The sequence below is a fragment of the Actinocorallia aurea genome (assembly GCF_054783995.1).
The window spans coordinates 1103102-1117346 of record NZ_BAAGPQ010000002.1 but is presented as its reverse complement, the minus strand read 5'-3'; the positions used below and the strand labels follow the sequence as shown (position 1 = coordinate 1117346).

The following is a 14245-nucleotide window of genomic DNA, read 5'->3' as shown; positions in this document are numbered from 1 at the left end:
GGCCGACGATCTCCATATTTTCACCGCCGCATGCTCGGCGTTCATCGTTGAATGGGCGCCGGAGGTGAGCGGATGAGCCAGTGGGGTGCCGCCGAGGACGAAGGGCGGGCCGAGTACGACGCGCCCGCGTATCTCGCGGAGCTGCCGCCGGAGACGGTCTTCGCCCAGATGGAGATGGCGGTCATCGTCACCGACCGCTTCAGCAACATCATCTCGATCAACGCGTTCGCCAAGAAGCTGTTCGGCTTCGGCGGCGACGAGGTCATCGGGCAGAGCGTGCTCTCGCTGGGCATCGCCGAGGAGGACCACGACCAGGCCATCGATCTGGCGCGGCAGGTCCTCAAGGGCGGCGTCTGGGAGGGCACGTTCTGCAATCTGCGCGATGACGGCACGCCGGTCTACACGCGGGCCCAGGCCGTCCCGCTGCGCCACCCGTCCGGGGCGATCGACGGGGTCGCGATCTTCGCCCGCGAGGCGCTGCGCAGCAACCAGCGCGAACAGGACAGGTACGGCCTGCTCGACCGCATCGGCACCCGCCTGGCGGCGTCGCTGGAACTCGACGTGACCCTGCGCGCCGTCGCCGGCACCCTGGTCCCGCAGTTCGCCGACCACCTCTTCATCGACCTGGTGTCCGGCGACAAGCTGGTGCGCCGGGTGGCCGAGCACGCGCGCGGCTGGACGCCCCCGCCCGGCGTGTGGGCCGAGCCCGGAGAGCAGGTCGACTACCCCTACGACGACCACGCAGCCAAGGCGATGCGCCGCCGCGACGCGGTCCTGGCCGGATCGACCGGCCCGGACGCGGACTTCGGCGTCACCTCCATGATCGCCGCGCCGCTGGTGGCGCGCGGCGAGGTCCTCGGCGTGATGAGCCTGGCCCTGTCGAACCTGGGCCGCCGCCCCGACCCGCACTACGACGAGTTCGACCGCACCCTCGTCGGCGCGATCGCGTCCCGGGTGGCGCTGTCGATCGACAACGCGCTGCTGTTCGAGGAGGAGCGGCAGACCGCGCTCGCGTTCCAGCGCCAGCTCCTGCCCGGCGAGCGCCCGCCGGACCTCGACGGGCTCAAGATCGCCTGGCGGTACGAGCCGGCCCCGCCGCTGGAGTCCCACGGCCAGGGCGTGCAGACCCAGGTCGGCGGCGACTGGTACGACGTGATCCCGCTGTCGGCCGGACGGGTCGGCATCGTCGTCGGCGACGTCGAGGGCAGGGGCGCCCGGGCCGCCGCGGTCATGGGCCAGTTGCGGGCCGCGCTGCGGGCCTTCGCCCAGGACGACAAGTCCCCGTCCGACATCATGCGCAAGCTGGACGAGTGGACGCGCGGCATGGTCCGCCCCGACTCCCCGCGCCCCCCGCTGGTGTCCTGCAGCTACTTCGTCTACGACGCCTGGTCGCGCGAGCTGACCTGGGCCAACGCGGGGCACCACCCGCCGCTGCTGGCCGTCGGCGACGTCGTCGGCGACCTCGACTTCAGCCGCTCCACCGGTGCGATGCTCGGCATGCGCTCGGCGGGCTTCGGCGGCGACGCCGCCTTCGAGGAGGAGACCGTCGTCCTCGCGCCCGGCAGCATGCTGGTGCTCTACACCGACGGCCTCATCGAGCGGCGGCGGCCCAAGGCCGACGGCTCGTTCCTCACCGGCGAGGAGTCCCGCGGCCTCGTCCGGGCCGCCGTCGCCAAGGCGGCCCGCGGCGACGTCGAGGGCGTCGCGCACGCGGTGTTCGGCGCGGTGCCCGGCGAGATCGACGACGACGTGGCGCTGGTCGTCATCAGGACCGCGCCGGAGGAGCTCGCCGTGCGCGAGCGGACCTTCCCGGCCGAGCCGATCATGGTCTCCGAGGCGCGCAGGCTCGCGTCCGACACCTTCACCGCCTGGGGCCTGGCCGAGGACGACGCCGAGACCGCGTGCCTGCTGGTGTCGGAGGTCGTCACCAACGTCGTCCTGCACGCCACCAACGTGCCCGCGCAGAAGCGCGCCCTGGTCGGCGCGCCTGAGCTGTCGTTCGACGAGGACGACTGGGACCTCAGCGGCGGGCTCGGCAGGCCCGAGCCGGTGAAACCCGAGTTCCGGCTGCGGCTGCGCCGCGGCGCCCGCGCCCTGTGGGTCGAGGTCTTCGACCCGGACCTGCGGCTGCCCCGCATCCGCAACGCGGGCGAGACCGACGAGGGCGGCCGTGGCCTCTACCTCGTCGACCAGATCGCGGCCCGCTGGGGCTCACGCCCCACGCCGAACGGCAAGGCGGTCTGGTTCGAACTGCCGCTGGATTAGCGGGCGGACCGGCCGGACCGGGCGGACCGTGCGGAAAGACTAGGCGGCGGGCTCCGCCGCGAGCGCTCCGCCGACGGGCCGGGCGGCGAGGTGCGCCCACGTCTGCGTGAACCACAGCTCGCCGCCGATGACGCGGGGCCGCGCGCCGGTCTTCGGGCCGCCGTCGACCTCGGCGAGCAGCACCTCGCGCAGCCGGGCGGCGATCGCCGGGCTCGGCGCGGTCTCCAGCCACGGCGCCGCCGGCCGCTCCACCCCGAGCAGGTCCATGCCGGTGATCCGCGCGCCTGCCCCCTCGACCATGGCGAGGAGGTCGTCTATCCGGGGGATCGTCCGGAATCCCGGGTCGCGGACCCGCTCCAGCGCGTCCCGGTGGTCGCTCGACAGGTTCGTGCGGGCGAGGTCGGCGACGACGATCCGGCCCGACGGATGGCACACCCGCAGCATCTCGCCCAGCGCGGCCGCCGGATCGGCGAGCCGGTGCAGGGCGAACCGCGCGGTCACGAGCGAGAAGGACCCGTCGGCGAACGGCAGCGCCGACGGATCGGCCCGCACCCGTCCCGAGGGCTCCGGCCCGATCCCCGCGGCGGTGACCCGCCCGACCCTGCCCTCCAGCGCGCGCGCCATCAGGCTCGGCCCGCACGTGACGTCCAGGACGTCGTCGTGCGGGGACGGTTCGGCGAAATCGGCGAGCCGGACGAGGAAGGTGGAAAGGGTCCCGGCTGGCGCGGTGGTGGTCGACACGGCGGCTCCCTCCCCAGGGCATGGTCAACACGATGAGACGTACCGGGGGGCCGGGCGGTTCGCGGCTAGTGGCTCGTCTCTTAATGTTCGTTGGGAAATTGTCGTACCGGTGTGGTGTAGTCGCCTCATGCCTCGGTGTGATGGTTCGGGTGTGCGGGTGGTGCATCGCACCGCCCGTATCGGCCTGCGCGTCACTCCCGGTCAGCGGCGCCGCTGCTTCCACCAGCTCCTGGCCGCCGGGGACGTGTGGGCGGCCTGTCTGGATCTCAACCGATGGCGTCGGCACCGCCGCCTGAAACCCATCACCTCCTACCAAGCACTCTGCCGGGAGTTGTCGGCAGCAGGCCCTGGCACGTTCGGGGAGCTGTCCACGGTGGGGGCACGGTCGGTACTGCGGCGTTACAGCGACGCCTGGTTCACCACCGCCAAACTCCGCAAGAACGGTCAGGGCAAGGCACGGTATCCGCGGCGGAAGCGGGCGTTGATGCCGGTCCGCTTCTATGAGGGAACGTTCCGGCTCGACGGCCACCGCCTGACACTGCCGGTCGCCAAGGGCCGGCCGCCGTTGACGGTCGGCTGGCCCGCACCCCGCCCTGGCCGGCCGGGCAGATCCGGTCGGTGACCTTGCTGGCCGACGGCGGCCGTCTGTGGGCCGAAGTGACCGCCGAGGTCCCCCTCACCCTCCACACCGATGGGCAAGGGCCTGATCCTTCCCGGGTCGGCGGCGTCGATATCGGCGTCATCCATCCCTACGCCGTGGCAGGGCCCGAAGGACAAGGGCTGATCGTGTCGGGGCGGGCGATCCGCGCCGAACACCACCTGCATCACCGCGACCAGGCAGCCCGGCAGCGGGCGATGGCCGGGCATGCCCCCACACCGGGGCAGCACGGGTCACGCAGGTGGCGCAAGCACCGGGCCAGGCAGCGCAAGGTCGAAGGCCGCCACAAGCGGCGCGTCCAGCAAGCCCGGCATGAGGCGTCCGCGACCGTGGTGGCGTGGGCGGTGCGGGAGCGGATCGGGACGTTGAAGATCGGCGACCTGCGCGGTGTCCTGCACCTGGCTTCCGGGCGACGCCATAACAGGCGCCTGCGGGACGCGGGATTCTCCCGGCTCATCAAAACTCTGGTGGAGGACTGCGAGATCGCCGGGATCGCCACGGTCCTGGTCGATGAGCGCGGCAGCTCCTCCACCTGCCCCGCCTGCCGCAGGCGGGTCCCCAAACCCTCAGGACGCCGTTTCACCTGCCCGCACCCACAGTGCGGATACCTTGGGCATCGCGACCTCGTAGGCGCTGCCAACATCGCCCCCCGAAACCCCAGGGGCGGAACATCCACAGCACCCACCCCACCCGGGACAGGGGCCGTGATCACGCACCGTCGAGCCGGACGGCACCTACCCGGTACCAGCCGGACCCGACGCGACCCCAGACGCCGCCCCCATCACGGCAGCATTCGAAGGTCACCTGGAGCGCCGCCTCCCGCCCCACCACCCGATGGGGAGTCGCTCGCCCCGGCGAGGATCACCAAACACCACCAACGTTTGGAGACACGGCACTAGTTGAGTGTCTCGCCCCACAGCGCGAGGACCACGAGCACGAAAACGATGGCGACCGAGCTCGCCAGCGGCGCCGGCAGCCGGAGCCTGAGGGCGAGCCAGCGGACGCAGAAGGCGGCGAGGATGGCGAGCAGAGCGAGCATGACGATCCCGTCCATCCGCTCAGTATGCAGTGTCGTCGCGCCAGGCGGCCGTGCCGTCGTGGGTTCGGCGGCCCCCGGAGGCTTCGGGACCGGAGGCGGGAGTTTGACGGGTTGCGGGGATTGGCCCGGAACCGGCGCGGGGTAGGCGTTCGGGCAGGGGGTGCGATGGCGCGGAACACGGGGGAGGCCTCGCGGGGCGGCGTGTGGGTGGTGATCGGCGCGCTGATGCTCGGCATGCTGCTCGGCGCGCTCGACCAGACCATCGTGTCCACCGCGCTGCCGACGATCGTGAGCGAGTTCGGCGGGCTGAACCACCTGTCGTGGGTCGTCACCGCCTACCTGCTCGCCAGCACCGCCTCGACGCCGCTGTGGGGCAAGCTCGGCGACCAGTACGGGCGCAAGCGGCTGTACATCGCGGCGATCGTCATCTTCCTCATCGGCTCGGTGCTGTGCGGCGCGTCGTGGAACATGCTGTCGCTCATCGTCTTCCGCGCGTTCCAGGGCCTGGGCGGCGGCGGGCTGATCGTGCTCGGCATGGCCATCGTCGGCGACGTGGTGCCGCCCCGCGAACGCGGCAGGTACCAGGGGTTCTTCGGCGGCGTGTTCGGGGTCGCGAGCGTCGCCGGGCCGCTGCTCGGCGGCTTCTTCGTGGACAACCTGACGTGGCGGTGGGTGTTCTACGTCAACGTGCCGATCGGGATCGTCGCGCTGGTGCTGGTCTCGGCGGTGCTCAAGGGCAAGAAGGACCGGACCCGGCACCGGATCGACTACGCGGGCACGGCGGCCATCGCGGGCGCGGCGGTCTGCCTGGTGCTCGGCACGACCTGGGGCGGCACCGAGTACCCGTGGGGCTCCCCGGTGATCATCGGCCTGTTCCTCGCGTCGGCGGCGCTGCTGGCCGCGTGGTGGTGGGTGGAGCGGCGGGCGGCCGAGCCGGTCCTGCCGCTGCACCTGTTCCGCAACCCCGTCTTCTCGGTGGCGGGCTTCCTCGCGTTCGTCATCGGGTTCGCGCTGTTCGGCTCGGTCACCTACTTCGCGGTCTACCTCCAGGTCGTCAAGGGGGAGTCGCCGACGATGTCGGGGCTGAGCCTGCTGCCGCAGATGGCGGGCGTGCTCGCGGCGTCCATCACCTCGGGGCTGCTCATCACCAGGACCGGGCACTACAAGCCGTTCCCGATCCTCGGCACCGGCCTGATGACGGTCGCGCTGGCGCTGTGCTCCCGGCTGTCGACCCAGACGTCGGTGCTGGAGCAGAGCCTGTACTTCCTGCTCCTCGGCGTCGGCCTCGGCTGCGTCATGCAGGTGCTGATCATCGCGGTGCAGAACTCCAGCCCGTACGAGGACCTGGGCGCGGCCACGTCGGGGAACACGTTCCTGCGCTCGATCGGCGGGTCGTTCGGCGTCGCGGTGTTCGGCACGATCTTCAGCAACCGGCTGGCCGGCAACGTCGCGGCGGCGCTGCGCGGGATCAGCCTGCCGCCGGGGGTCGATCCGGCGCAGGTCCAGGAGAACTCGGCGATCCTGCGGCGGCTGCCGCCCGAGCAGTCGCAGGCGATCCTCGGCGCTTACGCGCAGTCCATCCAGACCGTCTTCCTGTGCGCCGTGCCCGTCGCCGCGCTCGCCTTCGTCGCGAGCTGGTTCCTGCGCGAGGTGCCCCTGAAGACCGCCACGCGCGAGGCGGGCATGGGGGAGTCGCTGGGCGCGCCGACGGCCCGGTCGTCGCGGGCGGAGCTGGAGCTGTGCCTCGCCCGGCTGCTGCGCCGCGACCCCGACGCCCGTGTCCTGTACGCCCAGCTCGCGGCCCGCAGCGGCCTCGACCTCCCGGCGGGCAGCATCTGGGCGCTCTGCCGGATCGCCCAGGCGGGCAGCGTCACCGGCAAGGAACTGGCCGGGAGAGCGGAGGTGTCGCGCGCCAAGGGGCGGCCCTACGTCGACGAGCTGGTCGCCGAAGGCCTGGTGGACCGCGAGGGCGAGGTCCTGGCGATCACGAACACGGGCCGCGCGTACGCCGAGCGGATCTGGGAGACGCGCCGCCGCGGCCTGGACCATCTTCTGGAGGGGTGGGACCCGGACAGGCACCCCGAGCTCAGTGAGCTGCTGGACCGGATGAGCCGCGAGTCCCTCGGGGCTCCGGGCGATCTCGCCGCCCTCTCCCGGGAGCGCTCCGGCCTCCCCCGATAGGGTCGCGGCGGCTTCCCGCGGGGGTCGCGGCCGATGTTCACCGGATGCTTCGGGGGATTTTCCGGCTCGTGTCCGGGGTCACCTTCGACTTGCGGGGTACCGGCGGGTAAGCTGCTTCTGACCGAACCCCATTCGGTTCGGATGGGACGGAACCCACCCCTAGAGCTTTGGAGGCTGCCGTGGCCGAGGCGTACATCGTCGGAGCGGTCCGTACCCCCGTCGGGACCAAGAAGGGCGCGCTCGCCGGAGTCCACTCCGCGGACCTCGGCGCGCACGTCCTGAAGTCCCTCATCGAGCGCACGGGCGTCGACCCGTCCGCCGTCGAGGACGTCATCATGGGCTGCGTCAGCCAGGCCGGAATGCAGGCACTCGACGTCGCCCGCACCGCGTGGCTGTCGGCGGGCCTGCCCGAGAGCGTGCCCGGCGTCACCATCGACCGCCAGTGCGGCTCCTCGCAGCAGTCGATCCACTTCGCCGCGCAGGGCGTCCTGTCCGGCACCCAGGACCTGGTCGTCGCGGCCGGCGTCGAGAACATGGCCGCCGTGCCCATGGGCTCGAACGTGCCCTTCGGCGCCGACGGCCCGAAGGCCGGCTTCCCCTACGGCGAGGGCTGGGCGTCCCGCTACGGCCAGCAGGAGATCTCCCAGTTCCGCGGCGCCGAGCTGATGGCCGAGAAGTGGGGCCTCACCCGCGACGACCTCGAGGCGTTCGCCCTGGAGTCCAACATCCGCGCGGGCAAGGCCATCGAGGCCGGCTACTTCGACCGTGAGATCGCCCCGATCGCGGGCGTCGAGCGCGACCAGTGCGCCCGCCCCGACACCACCCTCGAGAAGATGGCCGGCCTCAAGCCGCTGCGCGAGGGCGGCGTCATCACCGCCGCGGTCTCCTCCCAGATCGCCGTCGGCGCCTCCGCGCTGCTCATCGCCTCCGAGGAAGCGGTCCGCACCCACAACCTGACCCCGCGGGCCCGCATCCACACCCTCGCCCTCGCGGGCTCGGACCCGGTCTACATGCTGACCGGCCCGATCCCGGCGACCGAGAAGGCCCTGAAGAAGTCCGGCCTGACGATGGACGACATCGACGTCACCGAGATCAACGAGGCGTTCGCCCCCGTCGTCCTCGGCTGGCAGAAGGACCTCGGCGCCGACCTGTCCAAGGTGAACCCGAACGGCGGCGCGATCGCCCTCGGCCACCCGCTGGGCGCCACCGGCGGCATCCTCATGGCCAAGCTCCTGCACGAGCTGGAGCGCACCGGCGGCCGCTACGGCCTCCAGACGATGTGCGAGGGCGGCGGCCAGGCCAACGCCACCATCATCGAGCGCCTCTAGCAGCGACAGGTCCCCGGCGCACCGCGCCGGGACCCCGCGCATCCGGCGGGCCGGGACGGAATCCGTCCCGGCCTCCGTGCTTCCAGGGCCAGTGCTCACCGGGCCGTGCTCACCTCGGGCGGTCTTTGTCCGCGGGGTGCCTTCGCTTCACCGGGACGAGAAGGACCCCCGGTTAGTGTCGTGACCCATGTCGGACGAGACCACTCCAGCGACCACCCCGAACCCCGGTGCCGCGGCGCCGACGCCCCGTAGGCTGGCGGGCAAGGTACGCCGCCGGGTGCCGGTGCCGCCGATCCTGCCCGTCGCGGAAGAGGCCGAAGGAGCCGCCCCGGACGGAGTTGGCGGAACCGCTTGACCGTCCGCCCGCGGACGGTGTTCGCTTTGCGTGATGAATGAGGCACGCAGGCCCACGTTGATCGCGTCGGTGCAGCGCGCGCTCCACCTGCTGGAGTGCATCTCCGAGCATCCGGGCGGCGCGCCCGCCAAGCAGCTCGCCCGCGAGACCACGCTGCCGCTCGCCACGGCCTACCACCTGCTGCGCACCCTCGCCCACGAGGGCTACATCGTCAAGCTCGCGGACGGCACCTGGGTGATGGGCGAGCGCGTCGGCGAGCTGCACGGCAAGGGCCGCGACCAGGTCGTGCTGGGCCGGGTCCGCCCGATCCTCGACGAGCTGCGCAAGAGCCTCGGCGCCGCCGCCTACCTCGCGGTGCACGAGGACGACCGCATCCGGCTCATCGACATCGCGGACTCCCCGCGCACCCCCCGCGTCGTCGAGTGGGTCGGCTTCGACGAGGCGGCGCACGCCACCGCGATAGGCAAGTGCCTGCTCGGGCAGCTCGACGACGAGCGCCGCCGCGACTACCTCGCGCGCCACCCCCTGGTCTCGCTGACCCGCAACACCATCACCGAGCGGGCCGCGCTGGAACTCGGCCTCACCGGCGACGGGCTGTCGGTGGACCGCGAGGAGTACGCGCTCGGCACGGGCTGCGCCGCGGTGCCCGTGAGCGACGGCCGGGGCGTCGTCGTCGGCGCGCTGGCCGTCTCGTGCCGGCCGCACCGCCTCGGCAAGGTGGCCGCGGACCCGTCCGTCCTGCGCAGCGCCGCGGTACAGGTCGGCCGCGCCCTCACGCTCGCCTGATCCGCCGGACTCGGGACGCTGGGGCGAACCGGACTGTAGGCTCCTGACGTGTCCGATGACTCAAAGACGGTGAACCACCAGCCGGTACAGCCCGCCGCGGGCGAAGGCGCCCTGGAGAACCACCTGGGCGGCGACGAGGCCCGCAACTACCGCAAGTACGAATACGACATGGTCGCGCCGCACGTCGGACGGTCCCTGCTGGAGATCGGGTCGGGACTCGGCCACTTCTCCGAGCAGTTCGCCGGACGGCTCGACTACCTCGCCGTGAGCGACAACGACCCGTACTGCGTCGAGCAGCTGACCAAGCGGTACGCCGACGACGGGGCCGTGGAGGTGCTCTCGCTGGCGCTCCCGGCCAAGGTCGAGATCCGCCAGAAGGTCGACACGGTCGTCATGATGAACGTCCTGGAGCACATCGCCGAGGACGTCCAGGCGCTCAAGGACCTGGCGGCCGTCGTCGAGCCCGGTGGCCGCATCGTCATCTGGGTCCCCGGCTACATGCAGCTCTACGGGGACTTCGACCGCAAGGTCGGCCATGTCACCCGGTACACCCCCAAGACGCTCGGCGCGACCATCGCCGGGGCGGGCCTGGAGGCCGAGGTGCTGAAGCCGATCAACTTCCTCGGCGGCATCGCCTGGTGGGCCGCGGTGCGCCGAGGCGGCGTCGGCTACCCCGACCCGCGGCTGGTCAAGATCTACGACCGGACCGTCATCCCCACGACGCGGTTCATCGAGCGGCTGGTCCGGCCTCCGTTCGGGCAGACGGTCTTCGCGGTGGCCCGCGTTCCCGGCTGAACCGGTCTCATCGGCCGAAACAGCGAAACGCCCGAAACGGCTGAACCGGCCTATTTCGGAAACTGTAGGTGATCGTCCGGTGTCTCAGCGCTCCGGCGGGATACGATGCGCGGAAGACCCCAGACGGCCTCTGAGGTGGACCGGTGCACGAATCCCCGCCCGTCGCTGCCGGGCACCTTCCCGTTCCTGCCACACGGCTGATCGGGCGCCGCCGCGAGGTGGCCGACGTCCGCAGGCTGCTCACCGACAGCAGACTGCTCACCCTGACCGGGGTCGGCGGGGTGGGCAAGACGCGGGTGGCGATCGCGGCCGCCGCCGACCTCGCCGGCGACGCCCCGGACGGGGTCTGGTTCGTCGAGCTGTCCGCCCTGCGCGACGACGGCCTGCTCGCCTACGCGGTCCGGGCGGGCCTCGGCCTGCGCGACCGCGACGGGCGGCCCCCCGCGGCGGTCCTGCGCGATCACCTCGCCGGGCGGCGGGCGCTGCTCGTCCTCGACACCTGCGAGCACCTGGTCGGCGCGTGCGGCGCACTGGTCTCCGGCCTCCTCGCCGCCGCGCCGGGCCTGCGCGTGCTGGCCACCAGCAGGCAGCCGCTGCGCATCCCGGGCGAGCGCACCCTGGCGATCGCCCCGCTGCCGCCCGGCGACCATGCGGTCACGCTCTTCCACACGCTGGCCGAGGAGGCCGACCCGGGGTTCGACCGGGACCGCGACCTCGCCGTCGCGCTGTGCGAGCGCCTCGACGGCCTGCCCCTGGCGATAGAGCTCGCGGCGGTCCGGCTGCGCACCCTCAGCGTCCGGCAGCTCGCCGCCCGCCTCGACGACAGGTTCCGGCTCCTGGACGAGCCCGGCCGCGGCGGCAGGCACGGCAAGCTGCGCACCGCCGTCGGGTGGAGCCACGAGCTGTGCGAGCCGCGCGAGCGGCTGCTGTGGGCGCGGTTGTCGGTGTTCACCCGCGACTTCGACCTGGACGGCGCCGAGCACGTCTGCGGGGACGCGAGGCTGCCCGTCGAAGAGGTCCTCGACGTGCTCTCCGGGCTGATCGACAAGTCGATAGTGATCCGGGAGCCGGGCGGGGAGCGGTTCCGGATGCTCGACACGGTCCGGGAGTACGGCGCGACCTGGCTCGCCGGGCTTGGCGAAGAGCAAGAGATGCGCCGCCGCCACCGCGACCACTTCCTGGCGATGGCCCGCAGGTTCGACGACGCCTGGGGCGGCGCAGGGCAGTTCGCCTGGTTCGACCGGATGAACGCGGAGTTCCCCAATCTGCGCGCCGCCCTCGACTTCTGCCTGGCCGAGCCCGAGGAGGAGGAGATCGGGTACGAGCTCGCGGTGCGGCTGCGGTATCTGTGGGTCGCCTGCGGGTTCGTCCAGGAAGGCGCCTACTACCTCGACAAGGTGCTGGAGCGGCGTCCTTCGTGCACGCGGGTCAGGACCGTCCGCCACTGGCTGTCGGCCTTCCTCGGGGACCTGCCGCCCGAGTCCGTCTTCGGGCTCTGGGAGGAGGCCGCCGAGCACGCCACGCCCGAGGACCGCGGGTGGTTCGCCTACAACTGCGGGAACGCGCTGTTCACCGTCGGGGACATGGCGGAGTCGCTCGTCTGGTACGCCCGCGGCACCGAGCTGTTCGCCGAGGCCGGCGGCAGCCTGCCCGGCGTCGCCCTCTGCATGGTCGGCCACGCGGCGTGCCTGGTCCGCACCGGATCGGCGGAGGAGGCGATCGAACTGCTGGAGGAGCAGCGCGCCCTGTGCGCGCGCGGCGGCGACGTCTACGCCCGCTCGTTCGGCGACTGGATGCAGGGCATGGCCCAGCTCGCGGCGGGCCGGGCCGACCTCGCCGCGGTCCGCCTGCGCGCGGCGGTCGTGGTGAAGCGGAGGCTGTGCGACCACCTGGGCGTGGCCATGGCCATCGACGTGCTCGCGCGGATCGCGCTCGCCCAAGGCGACCCGGAGAGGGCGGCCGCGCTGCTCGGCGGCGTCCAGCGCATGCGCGACGACTACGGGATGGGGCCGGGCGTCGCCGAGTACGTCGGGGACAGGGCGGTGTGCGAGGCGCGGACCCGCGAGCTGCTCGGCCCGCGCGCCTTCCAGGCGGCCTTCTCCGCGGGCGCCCGCAGAACCCCCGACGAGACCGTCGGGTACGTCCTGGGCGACGGCGAGGAGGCTTCCAGGTCCGCGCTGACCCCGCGCCAGCGGGAGATCGCGACGCTGGTCGCGGCGGGCCTGTCGAACCGGCAGATCGGCGAGCGGCTGGCGATCGCCAAACGGACCGTCGACTCCCACGTCGAGCAGATCCTCAGCAAGCTCGGCTTCGGCTCGCGCGCCCAGGTCGCCGCCTGGATAGGACGCGGCGGGCGATAGGCCCGGAATCTCGGGGGAGAACCGGGGCCGTATCGGGAGTTCTACCGATGCGCGGGGCCGTCTCGGTAGCCCAGACTGGGTCCCGGTCGCGGAAGACGGGTCCGCCCCTCCTTCGGACGGGTTCCCCGGGCATCGTCCGTCTGCGGCCGGCCACAAGTTCCCGTGTGGTCCGACGGCCCGGCGGCCGAGAGACGGGAGGGGGTTTCCCGGCCGCCGGGTCCATACTGGGCTGAAAGCGCTCCAGCCCCCGGGAGATCGAACGTGCACCAGCCGCCCCCCGGCCCTTCCCGCCGGTCCCGCCGCCGGAGCCCGCGGGTGGCCTTCTCGGCGGGGGCCGCCGTCGGCGCGGGCGTCGTGCTCGCCGGGGTCACGCTGTTCGCCGTGCTCGGCGACGACGAGCGCTCGGAGGCCGAAGGCCCGGCCAAGCAGGGGCTGGCGGCCTCCCCGCACTCCTCGGGAGCCTTCCCCCGCGCCTTCGCCGGAACGTGGCGGGGCGCCCTCGCCACCGACGACAGCGGCTGGGAGGTCCAGCTCGCGCTCCCCGGCGGGGCGGGCACCGGATCGGTGCAGTACTACCGGTACGGCGAGATCCAGTGCACCGGCATCGTCCAGTACGTCAGGTCGGCCAAGCGGGAGCTGCGCCTGGTGGAGCAGACGCCGCAGTGCTCGCCCAACAAGACCGGGATCGTCCGGCTGACCTTGACGGGCAAGGGCCTGCGGCACCAGTGGTACGCCAGCGAGTCCGACCTGGCCCAGAAGGCGCCCTCCTACGACGGCGTCCTGAAGCGAGTCGGCTGAGCGCTCAGCTCCGGGTGATCGCGGCGATGGAGTCGTCCGTGCAGGTCTCCCAGAAGACGCCCGCGACGTCCTCCAGGTGGTCCAGCGACTCGGCGCGGAAGAGATCGGTCTGGTATTTGGTGATGTCGTACTCGGTCGATCCCATGACCCGCAGGTCCAACGGATGGATGTGCATCGCGCGGAACTCCTCGATCTCGCCGTAGGACGACAGGATCCCTGCGCCGTAGGCCTTCAGCTCGTCCCCTTCGGCGATCACGCCGAACTCCATGGTGAACCAGAAGACCCTGGACACGAACTCCAGCGCCTCGGGCGTCTCCACCCTCCTGGCCGCCCGCCCCGCCGTCCGGTACAGGGCCGCGTACCGGTCGGACGCCAGCGCGTTGCCGTGGCCGAGGACCTCGTGCAGGACGTCGGGCTCCGGCGTGTAGAACGGCGTGCTGTGGTGGCGGATGTACTGCGTCGCGTGGAACAGGGAGTCGGCCAGGGAGCCGTAGAACTCGCGCAGAGGCACCAGGCCCGCCGCGGGCAGGTACCCGAAGCCCGTGAGCGGCCGGAGGGCGTCGGTGACCTCCTGGAGCTGCGGGATGCGGCCGGTGGGCAGACCGAGCCGGTCCTTGGCGGCGAGGTACTCCGCGGCGGCGTAGCGCCGGTGCTTGGCGTCCAGCTCGGCCGACACCAGCCGCCAGACCTCGTGCTCCTCCTCGGTGTAGGAGGCCACCGGAAGCGGATCCCCCTCGCGGTACTCCAGGGCCAGCCGCGCGATCTCGTTCCGCCGCTCGCGGTACACCTCGTCGGCGAACCCCGGATGGTCGCGGGACAGCTCGACGGTCACCGCCCCGTGCTCGTCGCGCTTGACGGGTGCGAAGTACTGGGCTTCCTCGAACATGGTCACACACCCCCGCTTTGTTGATTCCCCCAAACCGGGCGCCTGAGCCCTCC

At 72.4% G+C, this 14245-nt stretch carries 12 protein-coding genes; 9 read left to right on the top strand and 3 right to left on the bottom strand.

Annotated elements, in window-relative coordinates; translation table 11 throughout:
- Positions 1-72 precede the first annotated feature (72 nt).
- A complete protein-coding gene (locus ACYVOM_RS05360; protein WP_460302079.1) occupies positions 73-2265 on the top strand; it encodes an ATP-binding SpoIIE family protein phosphatase in 2193 nt (730 codons plus the stop codon).
- 39 nt (positions 2266-2304) lie between these two features.
- Here ACYVOM_RS05360 and ACYVOM_RS05355 read toward each other — a convergent pair whose 3' ends face one another.
- Complete coding sequence (locus ACYVOM_RS05355) at positions 2305-3006, bottom strand: class I SAM-dependent methyltransferase (protein ID WP_460302078.1); 702 nt, start codon at positions 3004-3006, stop codon at positions 2305-2307.
- A gap of 151 nt (positions 3007-3157) precedes the next feature.
- Between ACYVOM_RS05355 and ACYVOM_RS05350 the strand changes: the two genes are divergently transcribed.
- Both ACYVOM_RS05350 and ACYVOM_RS05345 read left to right on the top strand, forming a co-directional pair.
- Entirely contained in the window at positions 3158-3628 is a 471-nt protein-coding gene (locus tag ACYVOM_RS05350) for a hypothetical protein (RefSeq protein WP_460302077.1), read from the top strand.
- Complete coding sequence (locus ACYVOM_RS05345; RefSeq protein ID WP_460302076.1) at positions 3625-4563, top strand: RNA-guided endonuclease InsQ/TnpB family protein; 939 nt, start codon at positions 3625-3627, stop codon at positions 4561-4563. The genes ACYVOM_RS05350 and ACYVOM_RS05345 overlap by 4 nt, the downstream gene beginning before the upstream one ends.
- Here the strand turns inward: ACYVOM_RS05345 and ACYVOM_RS05340 are convergent.
- Entirely contained in the window at positions 4560-4718 is a 159-nt protein-coding gene (locus ACYVOM_RS05340; RefSeq protein ID WP_460302075.1) for a hypothetical protein, read from the bottom strand. The genes ACYVOM_RS05345 and ACYVOM_RS05340 overlap by 4 nt on opposite strands.
- A gap of 150 nt (positions 4719-4868) precedes the next feature.
- Between ACYVOM_RS05340 and ACYVOM_RS05335 the strand changes: the two genes are divergently transcribed.
- The 6 genes from ACYVOM_RS05335 (at position 4869) to ACYVOM_RS05310 (ending at position 13306) form a co-directional block, all read left to right on the top strand.
- Entirely contained in the window at positions 4869-6884 is a 2016-nt protein-coding gene (locus ACYVOM_RS05335; RefSeq protein ID WP_460302074.1) for an MFS transporter, read from the top strand.
- Positions 6885-7063: 179 nt separating this feature from the next.
- A complete protein-coding gene (locus ACYVOM_RS05330; RefSeq protein WP_460302073.1) occupies positions 7064-8212 on the top strand; it encodes an acetyl-CoA C-acetyltransferase in 1149 nt (382 codons plus the stop codon).
- 388 nt (positions 8213-8600) lie between these two features.
- Entirely contained in the window at positions 8601-9353 is a 753-nt protein-coding gene (locus tag ACYVOM_RS05325; RefSeq protein WP_460302072.1) for an IclR family transcriptional regulator, read from the top strand.
- Positions 9354-9401: 48 nt separating this feature from the next.
- Positions 9402-10148 carry a class I SAM-dependent methyltransferase gene (locus ACYVOM_RS05320; RefSeq protein ID WP_460302071.1) on the top strand — a complete coding sequence of 249 codons (747 nt, stop codon included), beginning with the start codon at positions 9402-9404 and terminating at the stop codon, positions 10146-10148.
- Positions 10149-10291: 143 nt separating this feature from the next.
- Positions 10292-12508: an ATP-binding protein gene (locus ACYVOM_RS05315; RefSeq protein WP_460302070.1), complete on the top strand. Its 2217-nt coding sequence runs from the start codon at positions 10292-10294 to the stop codon at positions 12506-12508.
- Between the two features lie 315 nt (positions 12509-12823).
- A complete protein-coding gene (locus ACYVOM_RS05310) occupies positions 12824-13306 on the top strand; it encodes a hypothetical protein (RefSeq protein ID WP_460302069.1) in 483 nt (160 codons plus the stop codon).
- Between the two features lie 4 nt (positions 13307-13310).
- Here ACYVOM_RS05310 and ACYVOM_RS05305 read toward each other — a convergent pair whose 3' ends face one another.
- The gene (locus tag ACYVOM_RS05305) at positions 13311-14192 is read right to left on the bottom strand and encodes a phenylalanine 4-monooxygenase (protein WP_460302068.1); all 882 of its coding nucleotides are present in this window, start codon (positions 14190-14192) and stop codon (positions 13311-13313) included.
- Between the last annotated feature and the right edge of the window lie 53 nt (positions 14193-14245).

Coding starts and splice junctions, on each gene's coding strand:
- ACYVOM_RS05360 (WP_460302079.1), top strand. CDS start 73: ATGAGCCAGTGGGGTGCCGCCGAGGACGAAGGGCGGGCCGAGTACGAC.
- ACYVOM_RS05340 (WP_460302075.1), bottom strand. CDS start 4,718: ATGGACGGGATCGTCATGCTCGCTCTGCTCGCCATCCTCGCCGCCTTC.
- ACYVOM_RS05335 (WP_460302074.1), top strand. CDS start 4,869: ATGGCGCGGAACACGGGGGAGGCCTCGCGGGGCGGCGTGTGGGTGGTG.
- ACYVOM_RS05325 (WP_460302072.1), top strand. CDS start 8,601: ATGAATGAGGCACGCAGGCCCACGTTGATCGCGTCGGTGCAGCGCGCG.
- ACYVOM_RS05305 (WP_460302068.1), bottom strand. CDS start 14,192: ATGTTCGAGGAAGCCCAGTACTTCGCACCCGTCAAGCGCGACGAGCAC.